The sequence below is a fragment of the Myceligenerans halotolerans genome (assembly GCF_054782975.1).
On record NZ_BAAGRL010000024.1, the window covers coordinates 1 to 16,441 of the forward strand.

15 protein-coding genes and 1 pseudogene are annotated in these 16,441 nt (G+C 71.1%); 10 read left to right on the forward strand and 6 right to left on the reverse strand.

The features are described 5' to 3' along the window. A partial coding sequence (locus tag ACYVK5_RS16310) for a hypothetical protein (protein WP_460706869.1) occupies positions 1–553 on the forward strand: 553 nt, incomplete at its 5' end. A 22-nt stretch (positions 554–575) separates the two neighbouring features. Then, entirely contained in the window at positions 576–869 is a 294-nt protein-coding gene (locus ACYVK5_RS16315; RefSeq protein ID WP_460706871.1) for a TIR domain-containing protein, read from the forward strand. 135 nt (positions 870–1,004) lie between these two features. Here the strand turns inward: ACYVK5_RS16315 and ACYVK5_RS16320 are convergent, their stop codons facing one another. Beyond that, positions 1,005–1,922 carry an HAAS signaling domain-containing protein gene (locus tag ACYVK5_RS16320; RefSeq protein ID WP_460706873.1) on the reverse strand — a complete coding sequence of 306 codons (918 nt, stop codon included), beginning with the start codon at positions 1,920–1,922 and terminating at the stop codon, positions 1,005–1,007. 14 nt (positions 1,923–1,936) lie between these two features. Further along, the gene (locus ACYVK5_RS16325) at positions 1,937–2,269 is read right to left on the reverse strand and encodes a PadR family transcriptional regulator (protein WP_460706875.1); all 333 of its coding nucleotides are present in this window, start codon (positions 2,267–2,269) and stop codon (positions 1,937–1,939) included. Positions 2,270–2,415: 146 nt separating this feature from the next. On the opposite strand from ACYVK5_RS16325, the gene ACYVK5_RS16330 reads away from it, so the two are divergent. Together ACYVK5_RS16330 and ACYVK5_RS16335 are read left to right on the forward strand one after the other, a co-directional pair. Further along, entirely contained in the window at positions 2,416–2,760 is a 345-nt protein-coding gene (locus tag ACYVK5_RS16330; RefSeq protein WP_460706877.1) for a YciI family protein, read from the forward strand. A gap of 4 nt (positions 2,761–2,764) precedes the next feature. Continuing rightward, positions 2,765–2,989: pseudogene (locus tag ACYVK5_RS16335) on the forward strand (RNA polymerase subunit sigma-24); the annotation flags it as partial. A gap of 254 nt (positions 2,990–3,243) precedes the next feature. On the opposite strand, the gene ACYVK5_RS16340 reads toward ACYVK5_RS16335, so the two are convergent. Further along, positions 3,244–4,206 carry an alpha/beta hydrolase family protein gene (locus ACYVK5_RS16340; RefSeq protein ID WP_460706879.1) on the reverse strand — a complete coding sequence of 321 codons (963 nt, stop codon included), beginning with the start codon at positions 4,204–4,206 and terminating at the stop codon, positions 3,244–3,246. An 81-nt stretch (positions 4,207–4,287) separates the two neighbouring features. Continuing rightward, positions 4,288–5,994 carry a dihydroxy-acid dehydratase gene (gene ilvD / locus ACYVK5_RS16345; RefSeq protein WP_460706881.1) on the reverse strand — a complete coding sequence of 569 codons (1,707 nt, stop codon included), beginning with the start codon at positions 5,992–5,994 and terminating at the stop codon, positions 4,288–4,290. A gap of 62 nt (positions 5,995–6,056) precedes the next feature. On the opposite strand from ilvD, the gene ACYVK5_RS16350 reads away from it, so the two are divergent. Beyond that, the gene (locus ACYVK5_RS16350) at positions 6,057–6,194 is read left to right on the forward strand and encodes a hypothetical protein (RefSeq protein WP_460706884.1); all 138 of its coding nucleotides are present in this window, start codon (positions 6,057–6,059) and stop codon (positions 6,192–6,194) included. A 40-nt stretch (positions 6,195–6,234) separates the two neighbouring features. Here the strand turns inward: ACYVK5_RS16350 and ACYVK5_RS16355 are convergent, their stop codons facing one another. Beyond that, on the reverse strand, positions 6,235–6,846 hold the full coding sequence (locus ACYVK5_RS16355; RefSeq protein ID WP_460706886.1) for a TetR/AcrR family transcriptional regulator: 612 nt from the start codon (positions 6,844–6,846) through the stop codon (positions 6,235–6,237). Positions 6,847–6,906: 60 nt separating this feature from the next. Between ACYVK5_RS16355 and ACYVK5_RS16360 the strand changes: the two genes are divergently transcribed. Then, on the forward strand, positions 6,907–7,344 hold the full coding sequence (locus ACYVK5_RS16360) for a DUF4267 domain-containing protein (RefSeq protein ID WP_460706888.1): 438 nt from the start codon (positions 6,907–6,909) through the stop codon (positions 7,342–7,344). Positions 7,345–7,393: 49 nt separating this feature from the next. Here the strand turns inward: ACYVK5_RS16360 and ACYVK5_RS16365 are convergent, their stop codons facing one another. Next, a complete protein-coding gene (locus ACYVK5_RS16365; protein WP_460706890.1) occupies positions 7,394–8,905 on the reverse strand; it encodes an RICIN domain-containing protein in 1,512 nt (503 codons plus the stop codon). A gap of 322 nt (positions 8,906–9,227) precedes the next feature. On the opposite strand from ACYVK5_RS16365, the gene ACYVK5_RS16370 reads away from it, so the two are divergent. From ACYVK5_RS16370 to ACYVK5_RS16385, 4 genes are all read left to right on the forward strand, one after another. Further along, a complete protein-coding gene (locus tag ACYVK5_RS16370) occupies positions 9,228–10,370 on the forward strand; it encodes a ricin-type beta-trefoil lectin domain protein (protein ID WP_460706892.1) in 1,143 nt (380 codons plus the stop codon). A gap of 344 nt (positions 10,371–10,714) precedes the next feature. Further along, on the forward strand, positions 10,715–12,454 hold the full coding sequence (locus ACYVK5_RS16375) for a cellulase family glycosylhydrolase (RefSeq protein ID WP_460706894.1): 1,740 nt from the start codon (positions 10,715–10,717) through the stop codon (positions 12,452–12,454). Positions 12,455–12,632: 178 nt separating this feature from the next. Further along, complete coding sequence (locus ACYVK5_RS16380) at positions 12,633–14,801, forward strand: LuxR C-terminal-related transcriptional regulator (RefSeq protein ID WP_460706896.1); 2,169 nt, start codon at positions 12,633–12,635, stop codon at positions 14,799–14,801. 108 nt (positions 14,802–14,909) lie between these two features. After that, on the forward strand, positions 14,910–16,358 hold the full coding sequence (locus tag ACYVK5_RS16385) for a hypothetical protein (RefSeq protein ID WP_460706898.1): 1,449 nt from the start codon (positions 14,910–14,912) through the stop codon (positions 16,356–16,358). Positions 16,359–16,441 lie beyond the last annotated feature (83 nt).

The window sequence follows — 16,441 nt, forward strand, 5'->3', positions numbered from 1 at the left end:
AGAAGGGGTCTTTTCCCTGTCAACACGCAGGCCGATCCCGGCTACCCACGGATCCGGGTCTGAGCCGGTGCACGCCGCAGTATTCGGGAACCTGCTGTTCAACGCGGCTACTGCTGCCGTGGCCAATGGCTCGGCTGGCCGCGCGGTGGACATGCTGGCGGAAGCGCGCTCGGCCGCCGCGAGAATCAGGACCAGCATCGTCAGCGAAGCAGCGCTCTTCAGCACACGCGCTGTCGCCTTCCACGAAGTCGAACACCTCACTCGTACCGGGGAGTCCGAAGCAGCCTTGCGTCGAGCCGCCGAACTCGGCACCACCCCTGGACGCCTTCCCGCGTTCCAGGAAGCAGGCCACGAACTCCAGCTGGCTGCGGCGTCGGTCGCGACCCGCCGATACGACGACGCCCTCACCCACCTCGAAGCAGCCCATCGCCTGGCTCCCTACTGGGCAGCCGCCCAGCCACTCGGCCGTGTCACGATGCGCACTCTCCTCGACCGGGCCACCCGACGACGCGGTCCCCGCTTTGCGGCGCTCGCTCAGGCATACCGTGCCTGAACTCCCCCGGGTACGGAGTTGAATGCCCCCACCGTACCTGGACCGGTGCGACTTCGCGGTGTGCGTCCTGACGGCGGAGGACGTCACACCGGACGGGCGGCGGCTGGCGCGGCAGAACGTGGTGCACGAGGTCGGGCTGTTCCAGGGACGGTACGGGCTGGATCGTGTAGTCCTGCTCGTGGAGGAGGGCTGCGACTTCGTGCCGACGACGGCCGCCGCGCAGACCATCACGTTCCCGCGGGGGAGGATCCAGCCCGCGCTGTACAAGCTCGAGGTCGCGCTGCGTGAGAGCGGGCGAGGGGACGGGACTCGGTGAACTGGATGGAGTCGGCGACCTGTCGTGTGGTCGGTCTGTTGTCCATGCGGTCGGCCCTTCAGCGGACCGACCGCATGGACAACAGACCGACCACACCTGCCCGCGCGAGCTTGAGGGCGGGCGGGGCGACGAGGCTCAGGGAGCTGGTTGCGCGCGTGCGTGCTCTCGCGGCCGGGCGTGTGCGAGGGCGTGGCTCGCGCCGAGGGTGAGGAGCAGCCCGCCGGACCACCAGACGGCGAGGAGAAGGAGTCCTGGGGTGAGCGTGACCAGGACGATCGTCGCCGCCGCGACCACGGCCAGGATGGTGCCCGCCCACGCCTTGCCGCGGATGATCAGCGTGCTGAGGGCGAAGATGAGGGCGACCGAGAGCACGGATTCGACGGTCAGGTCGATGGTGCCGGTCAAGGCGCCGCCGAGCACCCAGAACCCGGGCAGAGCCGTGAGGACGCCGCCGGCGATGCGCCAGCCGACGGCGGGCCGGCCGTTGCGGGCGATGACCGGCGTGACGAGCGCGGCCCACGCGAGCATGGCGGTGGGGACGAAGAAGGTGCTGTCGACGCTCGTGAAGCTCACCACCGTCAGCGCGATCGCCGACGACGCGGTCGCGAGGGTACGGGCGCGTGCGGGCACGAGGATCGGCAGCACCGCGATCAGCGCGGGGATCAGGTTCCACAGCACGATCCCGAAGCCGTACTCCTCGAACTGGGTGTCGAGGCCCGGGAGGGACTCGTCGGGCCACAGGAACGAGACGAACATCGCGGTGAAGACCGCCACGGCCGTCGCCAGCCACTGCAGCACCCGCCGGATCCGGTCGGCCCGCCCGGGGTCGTGGCCCAGCTCGGCCCGCACCCGCTCGGTGAACGTTGCCGGGTCACCGAGGCTCACTGCGGCCTGCTCGGGGGTGCGGCCCGCGTCCGCGGCATCCGCGAAATGGGCCCGGATGTCGTCGAGCACGGCTTCGCGCTGCTCGGGTGTGAGTGCCCGCAGGCGCTTGCCGACGTCGCGCAGGTAGGAGTCCTCGGCGTTCGCGGTCATCGTGGTCCTCTCGGTCATGGTGGTCCTCCTGGTCATCGGGATCCCTCCAGCAGGGCGTCGACCTGCGTGCCGAGCGACTTCCAGACCTGGGCGAAGGTGGCGAGCTGGGCGGTGCCGGCGTCGGTGATGGCGTAGTAGCGGCGGGGGCGCCCGGTGCCGGACGCGTCCCAGCGGGGCTCGACGAGCCCGTTCTCGCGCATGCGGGCCAGCAGCGGATACAGGCTGCCCTCGCCGGCGATGAGCTCGCGTCCGGTGAGATCGGCGGCCAGTTCGAGGCCGTACTTCTCACCGTGCGAGAGCAGTGCGAGCACGCAGTACTCGAGCACCCCCTTGCGGAGGTTCGTGGCGATGCGCTCTTCGGTCATGACGAGAACTCTAACCTTGCGTAGCAAGACTTGCAATACAAGACTTGCATGGCAAGGTTCGGGTCCGGGGCGTCGAGAGCCGGGATCGCCGTTCGTCGGGTAAGCAGGACGCGACGAACGGTCGCGCCGGACGAGGGGAGACTCACATGCGTTACCTGATGCTCGTGCTGAACACGCCGGAGGACCCGGGGGACACCGAGGCCACCATGCCCATCGAGGAGCGGGCCGAGAAGGTGTACGGGAGCGGCGCCGGGATCGTCGGCGACCGGCTGCGCCCGCAGGAGGACGCCGTCGGCGCCCGGGTCCGCGGCGGGGAGGTGCTCGTCACCGACGGCCCGTTCACCGAGGCCAAGGAGTCGATCGGCGGCTTCGACGTGATCGAGGCGACCGACCTGGACGACGCCGTCAGGATCGCCTCGGAGCACCCGATGGCGTTCGGCGGCGCGATCGAGCTGCGCCCCTTCTGGCCGCTGGGCATCGGCGAGGACTGAGCCGATGTCCGACGCCGGGAGCGGCCGTCCGGGCGCCGTACCGGGATCCGGTGCGGCCGGGCCGGCCGCCGGCGGAGCGGTCGGGCAGGCCGTCGAGGAGGCGTTCCGCGAGGAGTGGGGGCGCGTGCTCGCGACCGTCGCGCGGTGGTCCGGTGACCTCGACCTCGCCGAGGAAGCGACGTCCGAGGCCTTCACCACCGCGCTGCGGACCTGGGCGCGGGACGGCATCCCGGACCGGCCGGGAGCCTGGCTCACCACGACGGCCCGCCGCCACGCAACCGACCGACTGGGTGGAGATCCTCGGGCTCTACGACGTGCTCGTGGAGATGACGGGGTCGCCCGTCGTGCTGCTGAACCGGGCGGTGGCGCTGGCGGAGGTCGCCGGGCGACGCTGCCGCTGGGGCGTACCGCGTCTGGCATCTCGGAGCGGGTGGGCGATCCCTTCCGCGGAAGCGTCGCCTGGCTCAACCTCGTATCTTTCCGTCAGCCGCCGGTTCTCGATTGCTCCGGTTCGGTCGCCGGGACGCCGCGGGCCGCCAGGTCCGCTGCCAGGTCTCCGGCCAGCAGTGCGGCGGCCTCGGGCCGACCCCGCAGCGTCGCGTCCAGGTGTGCGAGAGTGAGTCCTCGCGCGAAGGCGTGCGCGATGTCCGGATCGATCAGCTCGCCGATCTCCCGCATCTCGCGGACCCAGCTCAGGAGCGGCACGGACCTCGCTTCCGACCGGATCGCCTCGTGCTCGGTGCGGGCGTCGTCCGCGAAGTGGTAGTGGTCGGCGTCGTCCAGCACGACGAGCCGTACGGGGTCGGGCGTGCGCGTGACCATGTCGCGGATCCCTGCCAGGCGTGTCGAGACGTCCTGCGCCCCGGTGAGGTACAGGGTGGGCACGCTGCGTACCGGGTCGAGTGTCACCTGGTAGACGCCGGGCCTCGGGTCGGGGCCACCCGCGGGCGCGATGGCTACGACGGCGCCCACCCGGGGATCGGCCTGTGCGACGGTCAGCGCGGTCCAGCCCCCGATGCTGTGCCCGACGACGGCGATCCGCTCCGCGCCGTCAGACGCCGCCCGGTCCAGCAGCGCGCTGAGCTCCAGCACGCGCGTCCGGGCGATCAGGTCCGCGCGTGCGGCCCGGCCGGCGGCGTCCTCCCCGGGCCGCGCGCTGCCGAGGGTCTCGTCGACCGTCTCGGCGTGGTCGGTTGCGAGCACCCGGTATCCGTGGCTCGCCAGGTGCGCGCACAGGAACGACGCCGAGCCCCGGTGGGCGCCGCCGCGGTGCGAGAACAGGACGGTCGGGCCCGCGGTTCCGGCGGCTTCGCCCCCCGGCGTCTCGTCGTTGGGCAGCCACGTCTTGACCGGATGCGGCCTGCCCAGGCCGGTGTCCAGGTCGATGCCGCGTGTGGTTCTCGTGACGGGGTACGGGCCGGCGGCGAAGGGGTCGTAGACGGTCATGACGCCATCCTGGGCGGAGCCGCGGCGACGTGCAGCCCTTTCTTCGCACAGCAGACGGCGGGGCCCTCGCCGCCGGCCGGGCTACGCGAGCACCGCGCCCCGGGACGCCGACTGGACGAGCTTCGTGTACTTGGCCAGCACCCCGCGTGTGTAGCCGTGGGGGAGCGGGGCCCAGCCCGCTCGGCGGGCCTCCAGGTCGGCCGGGGCCACGAGCAGGTCGAGGGTCTTGGCCGCCACGTCGAGGCGGATGCGGTCGCCGTCGCGCACGAACGCGATCGGCCCGGCGTCCACCGCCTCTGGTGCGATGTGCCCCACGCACAGCCCGGTGGTGCCGCCCGAGAACCGGCCGTCCGTGACGAGCAGGACATCCTTGCCGAGCCCCGCTCCCTTGATCGCGCCGGTGATCGCGAGCATCTCGCGCATCCCCGGGCCGCCCTTGGGGCCCTCGTAGCGGATGACGACGACGTCACCGGCCTGGATCGTGCCGTCCTCCAGGGCGTCCAGTGCGCTGCGCTCGCGCTCGAACACGCGGGCGGTGCCCTCGAACACGTCGGAGTCGAACCCGGCCGACTTCACGACCGCGCCCTCGGGTGCCAGCGACCCGTGCAGGATGGTGATCCCGCCGGTCCGGTGGATCGGGTCGTCCATGGCGCGCAGGATCTTGCCGTCCGGGTCGGGCGGCGCGATCTCGGCGAGGTTCTCCGCCATGGTGCGTCCCGTGACCGTCAGGACGTCCCCGTGCAGCAGCCCGGCGTCCAGCAGTGCCTTCATGACGACCGGCACGCCGCCGATGCGGTCGACGTCGTTCATCACGTACTGCCCGAAGGGCTTGAGGTTGCCCAGGTGCGGCACCCGGTCGGCCACGCGGGAGAAGTCGTCGAGGGTGAGCTCCACCTCGGCCTCGTAGGCGATGGCCAGCAGGTGCAGGACGGCGTTCGTGGACCCGCCGAACGCCATGACCACGGCGATCGCGTTCTCGAACGCCTCCTTGGTCAGGATGTCGCGCGCGGTGATGCCCTGACGCAGCAGGTTCACCACCGCCTCGCCCGACCGGTGCGCCCACGCGTCGCGGCGGCGGTCGGCCGACGGCGGCGCGGCCGAGCCGGGCAGGGACATGCCGAGGGCCTCGGCCGCCGACGCCATCGTGTTCGCGGTGTACATGCCCCCGCAGGCGCCCTCGCCGGGGCAGATCGCGCGCTCGATCCGGCCGACGTCCTCGGTGCTCATGAGCCCGCGCGCGCACGCCCCGACGGCCTCGAAGGCGTCGATGATCGTGACCTGCTTCTCCGTGCCGTCGGTGAGCTTGACCCAGCCGGGCATGATCGACCCGGCGTAGAGGAACACGCTGGACAGGTCCAGGCGCGCGGCCGCCATCAGCATGCCGGGCAGCGACTTGTCGCACCCGGCCAGCAGCACCGACCCGTCCAGGCGCTCGGCCTGCATGACCGTCTCGACCGAGTCGGCGATGACGTCTCGGGAGACCAGCGAGAAGTGCATGCCCTCGTGCCCCATCGAGATGCCGTCGGAGACGGAGATCGTGCCGAACTCCAGCGGATAGCCGCCCGTCGCGTGCACGCCCTCCTTGGCCGCCTTGCCCAGCCGGTCGAGCGAGAGGTTGCACGGCGTGATCTCGTTCCACGAGCTGGCCACGCCGATCTGGGGCTTGGCGAAGTCGTCGTCGCCCAGCCCGACGGCGCGCAGCATCCCCCGGGACGCGGTGGCCTCCAGGCCATCGGTCACCTGGCGGGAGCGGGGCTTGATGTCGACCGGGTTCTCGTCGCTGATCATGAAATCCTCAATCCTCCTCGGGCCGCCACGACCGTATACCGGAGCGGAGCTGCAGGCGAAGCGTGACCGGCCGCGCGAGTCACCGGCCGCGCTACGACCGGATCCGGCATCGCGCCCGGACGGAACTGGCGGAGTTCGAGAATCCTGACGGCGTCGCCGCACCGCTGCGCGGGCACGTCGTCGTCGGACACGTCAGGTAGACGGCTCGGATGCGCCGGCCGGTTCCCGCCGGCAGCTCCGTCAGGTCGGGTCCGGCCGCGTCAGCCCGGCCAGGAACCGGTCGAGCCGGTCGGCGGCGTAGTCGGGTCGGAGCCGGCCGTCCGCACCGAGGGTGGCCAGGCCGTGCAGCCCGCCCCACAACACCTCGGTCGTCGTCTCGACGTCGGACCCGGACGCGAACGGGGCGACGGCGCTCGCCAGCTCGCCGAACGCGGACCGCAGCGGCTCGGGAGTCTCCGCGGTGCCGAAGGGTACGTCGAGCGGCCGGACGAACATCACCTCGTACAGCGCCGGGTGTTCGACGGCGAATGCCAGGTACAACTCGGCGACTGCGCGCAGCGCCGCCCGTGGATCCTCCGCAGCCTCGCGGGCGGCGCGCAGCAGCACGGACACCTCGCCGAACGATTCCAGCGCGACCGCCCGGACGATCGCCTCCTTCCCGGGAAAGTGGCTGTAGAGCACCGGCTGGCTGTACTCGACCTCCTCGGCGAGACGCCGCGTCGTGACGGCATCCCACCCCTCGGCCTCGGCGATCTTCCGCGCGGTCTCCACGATCAAGCGGTGCCGCTGAGCCCGCTCGCGCTCACGTCGTTCCTGGATCGACACGACCTCGATGCTAGCACTGCTAGACACGGAATCGCCGATAGGGATATCGTCGACCGTGTTCCTAGCACTGCTAGAAATGGAGTCCTCGTGAAGCGTCTCAACACCGTCCTCGTCTCCCTGACTGTCTGCGCAGGCCTGTTCTTCGGCCTGAACTTCCTGATCAACGGCGCCGACGCCGCAGCAGGGTTCGGCATCGACCCCTGGCCCACCGGCAACGCCGCGGGCTACTACACCGTGAAGGGCGTCCGCGACATCGCCTACGGACTCACCGCCCTCGTGCTGCTGATACTGGGGCAGCGCCGGGCATTGCCCTGGGTCGTCCTCGTCGACGCCATCATCCCGATCGGCGACATGGTCGCCGTGATCACCCACGGCGGCACCGTCGGCTACGCGCTCGCGGTCCACGGGTCGGCGGCCGTGCTCGTGCTGCTCACCGCGGCCCTCCTGTTCACCGAGCAGCGCAGGTCCGCCCGAGCGACCGGCGACGAGTGCGAGAGCGCGCCGCCGGCGGCCGTGGCTCGGTGACGGAGGGGTCAGCGCTGGGAATCGCGTCGCGGGGGTGCGTCGCGCGCGGCTACCAGTCCAGCGTCAGGCCGTCGACGAACGTGCTGAACCGGTCGGCGACGATCTGGTGGTCGCGGGTGGAGTAGTGCCAGTCGCAGCCGAGGAAGTCCAGGCCGGTGTCGTCGAGGAACCAGTACCGGACCCGGCTGTCGCCTGCGTCGGCGCGCTCCTGCACCACCTGCTGCACGTCGTCCGCGAACGAGCCGGCGCCGACGGCCACGATGGTCGTGCCGGTGCCGTAGCGCGCCCGCAGCTTCTGAACGAAGTCGCCGTAGGCGGTGCGGTAGTCGGCGGCGAGGCTCTCCGGCGTCGTCCATGGCTCGCCGGGGTTGAGGGCGGTCGAGAAGTCGTTGGTGCCGAGGTAGACGACGACGAGCTGTGGCTGCCAGGTACCGGGGTCCCAGACGACGTCCGCCACGTTCAGCAGCGCCCGGTCGTAGTAGGCGCGGTAGTGGTTGCCAGGATCGCCGCCGTTGTAGTTGCGCACCATCCCCTTGCCGGAGAACGCGTTGACCTGGTAGTCGGCGGACAGGCTGCGGGCGGTCAGCGCGCCGTAGCTGAGGTCGGTATCGGTGGTGCGGCTCACCTGATCGCCGGGGCAGTCCCTGCTGGTGGAGGTGTTGCCGTAGCCGACGGTCAGCGAGTCGCCGATGAATTCGATCTGCCGGCTGCGAGCCGCCGGGCGGTTGAGGATCTCGCCGCCCGGGGCGGCGACGAACCCGCCGAACTCGCTGGTGCTCCACGGGCTCTCGTTCCGCTTCACGAGGCGCACGGTGTGCTCGGCGTCGCTCAGACCGTCGACCCAGTGCGTGGTCTGGCCGGGCGTCACGAGGGTGTCGACGGTGGCGCCGTCGACCTCGACGTCGTAGTCGGCGGCAGGGTCGTTCAGCACGATCCCCACCCCGGTGCCCCGGAACCGGCCCTCGAAATAGATGCCGGGCCAGCTGTACCGGGCGGTGTCGCCGTCGGCCTTGACGCGGCCGGCGGTGTGCACCTGGGACAGGACGTCGCCGGGGTCCGTGTCGACCTTGGTGAGTTGCCATTGCTGGTTGGCGCCGCCGGTGTCGGTGTACTGGGAGATGCGGGCGCCGTCGGCGGTGGACCAGCCCCACACGTCCAGCGCCTTGCCGCTGTTGCGGTTGATGAGCTTGACGTACCCGCTGTCGGTGTCCACCACGCGGAACTGCTGACTGGTGGCGCCCGTGGCGCTCGCCTGGACCACGTCGGCGCCGTCGGCCGCCGAGCCCTGGGCGATGTCGATGGCCTTGCCGCTGTGCCGGGCGTGCAGCTCGTAGTAGCCGTCACCGGCGTCGACGAACTGCCACCGCTGGTTGTCACCACCCGTACCGGTCCACTGAATGACCGAGGCACCGTCCGACGTCGACGCGCCCTCGACATCGATCACCTTGCCGCTGTGCCGAGAAGTCAGCACGTAGGACGCGGCCGTATCGATCGTGGCCGCCCGGGCCTCCCCGGCCACCGGGACCGCGGCGAACGTCGCGGCGACCGCGGCCAACGCCACGGCGAAAGCACGCCACCTCCGCGCGAATCGTGTTCCCACTCCTCGTGGGGTAACGCTCTCCGTGCTTTCTGCTGGCAGCGCATTCATTCTGGCTCCTGGCATGTGGCGGGCGTCTTTGACCTGCGCCGAATCCTGCACCCGAAGCCCCGGACCGGTCAAGCGCTTCGACGGCACTCGATGAGGACGTCGGCCGCGCTGCCGACGTGGTCGGAGGTGGTGCGACAAGCGCCTTTGTCGGTAGGCGAGAGGCGAGACCTTCGTCCGCGCGCCCCTCGAAAGGTTCCATTGAGCAGCATCTTCGCGGCCCCACGCCACGGTCAAGTTGAAACGCTTCGACCACGAGCTCCGTAGGACGCGATGGGCTCCGGTTCGGCCCGTCCAGTTCGACGAGCGCCTGATCCTCGAGTCCATGAACGAGGAGTTCGACGGACAGTACGGCGAACCCACTCAGCCGTGCTATTCGAACATCAACAGCTACAACCAGATCTTCGTCGACACCGTGCGGCAGACCGGCGGAAACAACAGCTCGAGGTGGCTGCTCGTCCCTGGCTGGAACACGAACATCGACTACACCGCGGGGGACTACGGCTTCGAGATTCCGACGGACAGCCACCGATCGTCCTCCGTTCCCGGCGACGAGCAGCGGATCATGATCTCCGTCCACTACTACTCTCCGTGGGACTTTGCCGGAGAGGAGAACGGGAACATCACCCAATGGGGGCCGGGCGCAACCGATCCGTCAAGAACGTCCACGTGGGGGCAGGAGGACTACCTGGACTCGCAGCTGCGAAAGACCTACGACGCATTCGTCACGCGAGGGTACCCGGTCGTCGTCGGCGAGTACGGCTCGATCGACAAGTCGTCGCACGACTCGGCAAACGGCCGGTACCGCGAGGACTTCGCGCACACGCTGGTGGCTACCGCCAAGGAGTACGGGGCGGCCACCATCTACTGGGACAACGGCGTGAACGGGCAGTACGGGTTCGGGCTGTTCCACCGGACGTCCTACGGGGTGACCCAACCGGGCATCGTCGACGCCATCATGAGCGCACTCGGTGACGACGACCCGGGCCAGCCGTCAGGGTCCGTCGCGATCGTGGGCGCGGCGTCGGATCGCTGCCTGGACATCCCGAACTCCTCGACGACGAACGGGACGCAGGCGCAGCTGTGGGACTGCGGGCAGACCTCCGGCCAGTCGTTCGACCACACCTCCGCGGGCGAGCTGGAGGTCAACGGCAAGTGCCTCGACGCCGAGGGCTGGGGTTCGACCAACGGCACCCGGGTGGTGATCTGGGACTGCTCGGGCGGTGACAACCAGCGCTGGAACGTGAACTCGAGCGGCACCATCACCAACGTCCACAACGGACTCTGCCTGGACGCCAACGGCGCCGGCACCGCCAACGGCACCCAGATCATCCTCTGGACCTGCCACGGCGGCGACAACCAACGCTGGACGCTCCAGTAGTCCAACAGGTCCGATCGCACGGGGCGCCGACCACCGGGGCCAAGAGGTCGCGGGGGCGGAAGACCTCCGATCGTGTCGACGTCGCTCGAAGCGCTTCGACGATATTCCTCTCGGAACCGGTGATATCCGGGCCGGTGGGTTGCGCCCCGGGGTGCAAGCCAGGGGTTGTGGACCGGTGATTCGATGTCCTACTTTGTTGAAGCGCTTCGAGGGAGTGGCCCCGTCGAAGCGACTGCAAGGCCCGGCCACGATGCGGCGAGCGATCGCCGCTCATCACTCAAAGCGCGCTCGACGGGGAGCCAACCGCCCGTTGAGCGCCATCCGTGCGCGAAGAAGGGCATACCGTGAAGAGACCCCCTTGGAAGAAGCTCGCCGCCCTGGCGGCCGGGCTGGCGCTGTCCGCGAGCCTCACCGCCCCCGCCGGCGCGCAGACGGCACCCGCGCAGACGGCAGCCGAGCAGAGTCCGTCCGCCGCGCCGACGTCGTCCGCGGAGATCGTCGCGGCCATGCAGCCGGGCTGGAACCTCGGAAACTCCCTCGACGCCCAGTGCTGCGGTGAGGGCGGCGAGACCGCGTGGGGCAACCCGCGCGTCGACGAGACCTTCTTCGACGACATCAAGGCCGAAGGCTTCAACTCCGTCCGCATCCCCGTCAGCTGGGGCAACCACACCGGTCCGGCGCCCGACTACACGGTCGAGCCCGAGACCATGGAACGCGTGCAAGAGATCGTCGGCTTCGCCCTCGACGCCGACCTCTACGTCATGATCAACACGCACCACGACTCGTGGCAGTGGATCACGAACCTGGCCCAGCCCGAGCAGCACGACCAGGTGATGGCCCAGTACGGCGCCACCTGGACCCAGATCGCGGAGACCTTCAAGGACTACCCGCAGGAGCTCATGTTCGAGTCGGTGAACGAAGTGGGCTTCGACGCATCCTGGTCCGGCGGGGGCGCAGAGGACCACCGGCTCATGGCCGAGCTGAACAGCTCGTTCCACGAGATCGTGCGCTCCTCCGGCGACAACAACACCGACCGGCTGCTCGTCCTGCCGACGCTCCACACCGGATCCGACCCGGACAACATGGACGCCCTCGCCGCCGAGATCGTGGCGCTCGACGACCCGATGCTGGCGGCCACCACCCACAACTACGGCTTCTGGCCCTTCAGCGTCAACATCGCCGGGTACACCACCTACAACGAGGAGGTCCAGGACCTGATGGCGCAAGACTTCCAGCGCCAGGTCGACACCTTCGTCTCCCAGGGCGTCCCGGTCATCATCGGCGAGTACAGCCTGCACGACAACTACGGCAACAGGGTCGAGCGCGGAGAGTCCCTGAAGTTCTTCGAGCACTTCGGCTACCTCGCCCGCACCTCGGGCATCACGACCATGTGGTGGGACAACGGCACGCACTTCGACCGCTTCATGCGCGAGTGGCGCGACCAGGAGCAGTTCGACTACATCTCCACCGCGTGGACCACCCGCTCCGGCACCGCCTCGACCGACCTCGTGTTCGTCGAGGCGTCGGGCAAGGTGAAGAACCAGTCGGTGACGCTGAACCCGAACGGCCAGGAGTTCACCGACCTGTACTTCGGGAACATCAAGCTGAAGGAGCGCCGGGACTACAGGATCGACGGCACCACCCTGACGCTCAAGAAGAAGCTGCTCAAATACATCATCGGCGACCGGGCGCCCGGGACCACCGCAGAGCTTCAGGTCCGCTACTCCGACGGCATGCCGTGGAAGCTGAACGTGATCAGCTACGAGGACCCGACCCTGGAGGACGCCTCCGGCACCACCGATTCGCTGCTGATCCCCGCGTCGTTCAACGGCGACAAGCTGGCCACCATGGAGGCCGTCTACGCCGACGGCACCGCGGCCGGGCCCGACAACTGGACCACCTACAAGGCGTTCTGGGACACCTTCGAGCCCGATTACGAGGACGGGACCATCGAGCTGACCCAGAAATTCTTCAGCGAGGTCACCGACGACTCCCCGGTGACCCTGACGTTCTACTACTGGAGCGGCGAGACCCTGGAGTACACGGTGACCCGCGACGGCTCGACCGTCACGGGCACCGCCTGATACAGACCTTCGGGGGCGGCGCGAACGCGCCGCCCCCGAAGGCGTGTACCGGTCCGCGGCGTCCGGCCGCTGTCAGTACGCCCGGCACCGGCAACCGGGACGGGTGTGTCGCCGAGCGATCACATCCCGTCGCCCCAGGCCATGGACGCGGCACCCACCGACCGCGACACTTGTCCCCGTGGTGGTGGTCATCGGCGTCGACGGGTCCGGACGGACCCATCATCTGCACGCCGCCATCCGATCCGCGGGCAGCGTGCGGCACGCCGTCCCCGACCCCGCCGCGCTCGCCGGACTGCTTGCCCACACCGGCTCGGGCACCAAGCCCGTGCTCATCGACGACGCCCACGACTACCCGCCCGACCTCCTGCGCCGGCTCACGTCCGCCGCACGCGCGGGCACTCCCGTGTCCCTGTCACGCAGGCCCGGGATCACGGACCCCGCGCTGGCCGAGCTCGACGGCCTGGCGGCGCGCGACGGCGTCGTGCAGTGCGACCCGCTCGGGGACGGCGACGTGGCGCTGCTCGTGGCCGAGCGCACGGGCGCACACCCCGGCCCCGCCGAGGCCGCGGCGCTCGCGGCGGACACCTGCGGCCTTCCTGCCCTGGTGGTGGCGCTGGCCGACGGCGCCGGACCGGTGACCGCCGCTCTCCGCGCCCGGGTGCAGCGCGCGCTCGCGCGGCAGCCGAGGACGGTGGACGTCGCACGCGTGCTTGCCGCGGCACACGACCTGGGACCGCTCCCGCATGCCGCGCTCGCGGAGGCGATCGGGGTGGCGCCGGAGGTCGTGGCGGCCGAACTGCGCGCCCTGCACGAGGCCGGACTGCTCGCCCCCGGTGGCGAGCGGCTCGTCCCGTCCGTGGCACGCGCCATCGTGGCGGACCTCACCCGGGGCGAGCGGCAGGAACTGGACCGTGCGCTGTCCGGCGCGCCCGCGGTCCGGGACCGGTCCGCGCTGCACGCCGCTGTCGCCCTCGCCCGGTCCGGCCGGACGGCCCGCGCGGCGCGCGAGCTCGCGGGCGGCGGTGCGACCGGCCGCCTGCTGGCGGTGCCGCTGCTCGCGGCGACGGGGGTGGCGGCCGCGGGCGGCATGGCCGAGGAGCACGCCGGACCGGAGGCCGCCCCGGCCGGCGACCCGCACCAGGGCCGCCTCGCCCTGCGCATGGCGGAGGCCGGCAGGCTCCTGGCCGAGCCCGCTCGTGCACTGCCGCTCCTGATCGAGGCCGCCGAGGAACTCGATCGCGCGACGGCCGAGACGCCCCTGCCGGACACGCCGCACGCCCTCGGCGCGCTGGTCGCATCCGCCGTGGGCGACCCGGCGACAGCCCGGCATCTGCTCGAGGACGCGTTGTCGGCGGGCTCGGGCGGGCCGGGCCACGTGCAGCGGCATCGCCTGCTGGCGGGATGGGTCGCCCTACGGGGCGGCCGGTACGCGGAGGCGCGTGCGCTGACCGCTCCCGGCGGATCACCGGGGGACACCGCGCGCGACGGCCGCGACGTGCTGCTGTCGGTGTGCCTGCGGGCGGGCCTGGCGCGCCGGTCGGGAGACGTGGCCGCCGCCCGCGCCGCGTGGTCCGACGCCGAACACCTCCTCGCGAGGGAGGCCGTCGACCTGCTGCACGCCGAGTGCGTCGAGGAGCTGGTGGTCGCCGCCGCCCGGGCAGGCAGCGCCGGGAGGGCCGACGGCGTGCGCGCCACTCTCCGGGAGTACGCCGTGGTCCTCGGTGCAGCGCCGTGGACCGCGCTGCTGGCATGGACCGATCTGCAGGTGGCGGTCGTCGGGGACGACCCGGCCTCGGCGGACGTGGCAGCCGCCGAGCTGGCCGAGCTGCGCGACCTGCTCGGCGGCACCCCGGCCACCCGCGCCCCGGCGGTGCGCGCTCCTGCCCGGGTGACCGCCCAGGCGGCCGCCGCCCGGTGCTGGGCCGACGCGCTGGCCGACCGGGTCGACGGCGACGACGTGACGTCGGCGGCCGACGCGCTCCACGCCGCCGGGCTGCCGTGGGAGGCATCCCGTCTCGCCGGTCAGGCGGGGGTGCGGACACCTGACGCCGCCCTCGCGCGCCGGCTTCTGGAGCGGGCGAGGGAGTTCCGGCAGGGCTCCGGGCAGAGCACCACCCGCTCGGTCCTGTCCGAGCGGGAGATCGAGGTGGGGCGCCTGGTGCTGGCGGGGCGGACGCACCGGGAGATCGGCGCCCAGCTGTTCGTGTCGCCCAAGACCGTGGAGCACCACGTGGCTCGCATGCGCACCCGGCTCGGCGTCTCGACGCGTGCGGAGTTCCTCGCCGCGCTGCGCGAGGACCTCGGCGCGGACCCCGGCGACCCGCGAACGGAGACGATCCCCCCATGACCCCCGTGGTGCGCGAGGGAAGTCCCCGATTCGGCGGCGCCCGCCTCGGATGGAAGCTTGTCGCAGAGGCCGGGACCACCGGCTCCGACACGACACGGAGGTAGAAGGATGAACGTTCAGGAGATGCTTCGCGAACTCGTCGAGTGGATCACCGGTGACCGCGAGAACGCGCTGCAGTTCGCGCAGGAGCCCGCCGGGACACTCGCGGCCCGCGGGATCACCGAGGCCGACCTGTCGGAGGCCGACGTGTTCGAGGCCGCACGAGAGGCCGGCGTGGAAGGCGTGAGCCGGCAGGGCTTCGAGTCGTTCACGGCGAACGCCGGCGACGAGGGCGAGGCCGTGTCCGGTGGCTCCGACGGGGAGGCGAGCTTCGGCGGCGGCAGCACGGGCGGCTTCGGCCGCGGCGAGGAGGGTTTCGACGGTGGCGAGGGCGGCGGGCGGTTCGACGGTCCCGGCTTCGGCGGGCCTGGCGGTGCGGGTGCCGGCTCCGGCGCGGGTACAGGCGCAGGCGCGGGCACAGGCGCTGGCACAGGTGCGGCGCAGTCCCAGGGTGCGACGCTGGAGCAGGTCACGCAGCAGGTCAGCTACGTGACCTACACCGTCTACGAGGGCGACGAGTCCGTCACCACCATCATCGACCGCTCGTTCACGGACGAGTCGCGGAATGTCGAGGTGGACGTCGACGGCGACGTGGACGGCTTCCTCGGACTGGACCTGTCGTCCCGCGAGGAGACGGCGAACGCGTTCGGCGAGGGTTCCGCCGCGGCCGTCGACGGCGACGCGACGGCGGTCTCCGGCGACGACAACGTGCTCGGCGAGGACAACACCGTCACCTCGGGCGACGACAACGTCGTCGGCGAGGACAACCTCGTCGCGTCCGGGGACGGCAACGCCCTCGGCGAGGACAGCACCGCGGTCTCCGGCGAGGGCAACGCCGTCGGCGAGGAGGCCGTCGCTGTCTCCGGGGACGGCAGCGCCGTCGGCGACGACAACACGGTGGTTTCCGGCGAGGAGAACCTGGTCGGGGACGAGAACGTCACCGGGGACGAGAACGTCGTGGGCGAGGAGAACGTCGTCGGTGAGGACAACACCGTCGTCGAGGACGTCGAGGGTCAGGTCAACACCGGTGACGAGGCCGCGCTCGCGCAGGTCGAGGAGGGCAGCGCCACCCAGAACACGGGGTCGTTCACCGGGATCCAGTCCGGTGACGACACCGACGTGGAGTCGGATGCGCTCGGCTTCGGCCAGGGCGACGTCTCCGGCGCGCAGGACGTGGAGGTGTCCGGCGGCGGGGCGTTCTCCGACGGCGGCGACGCCACCGGCAGCTTCACCGACACCGACATCACGCAGGTCGAGGCCAACACGACGACCACCGACATCGAGACCACGACCACCGACATCGAGACCACGGACATCGACATCGAGACCACCGACATCGACACCGACATCGAGACCACCGAGATCGAGACCGACATCCGCGCGGACGTCGACACGACCATCGAGAACACCGAGATCGGGACCAACGTCGACGACAGCGAGATCGAGATCGCCGGGTGAAGGTCCGTCCGACGAGCACTTCCGCGGTGCCGGCGGACCGGGCGTCGGCCACGGTCCGCCGGCACCGCGCGGTACCACCCGCC

Bases quoted from the DNA above. Each gene is read 5' to 3' on its own strand.
- ACYVK5_RS16315 (WP_460706871.1), top strand. From the start codon at position 576: ATGCCCCCACCGTACCTGGACCGGTGCGACTTCGCGGTGTGCGTCCTG.
- ACYVK5_RS16320 (WP_460706873.1), bottom strand. From the start codon at position 1,922: ATGACCGAGAGGACCACGATGACCGCGAACGCCGAGGACTCCTACCTG.
- ACYVK5_RS16325 (WP_460706875.1), bottom strand. From the start codon at position 2,269: ATGACCGAAGAGCGCATCGCCACGAACCTCCGCAAGGGGGTGCTCGAG.
- ACYVK5_RS16330 (WP_460706877.1), top strand. From the start codon at position 2,416: ATGCGTTACCTGATGCTCGTGCTGAACACGCCGGAGGACCCGGGGGAC.
- ACYVK5_RS16340 (WP_460706879.1), bottom strand. From the start codon at position 4,206: ATGACCGTCTACGACCCCTTCGCCGCCGGCCCGTACCCCGTCACGAGA.
- ilvD (WP_460706881.1), bottom strand. From the start codon at position 5,994: ATGATCAGCGACGAGAACCCGGTCGACATCAAGCCCCGCTCCCGCCAG.
- ACYVK5_RS16385 (WP_460706898.1), top strand. From the start codon at position 14,910: ATGAACGTTCAGGAGATGCTTCGCGAACTCGTCGAGTGGATCACCGGT.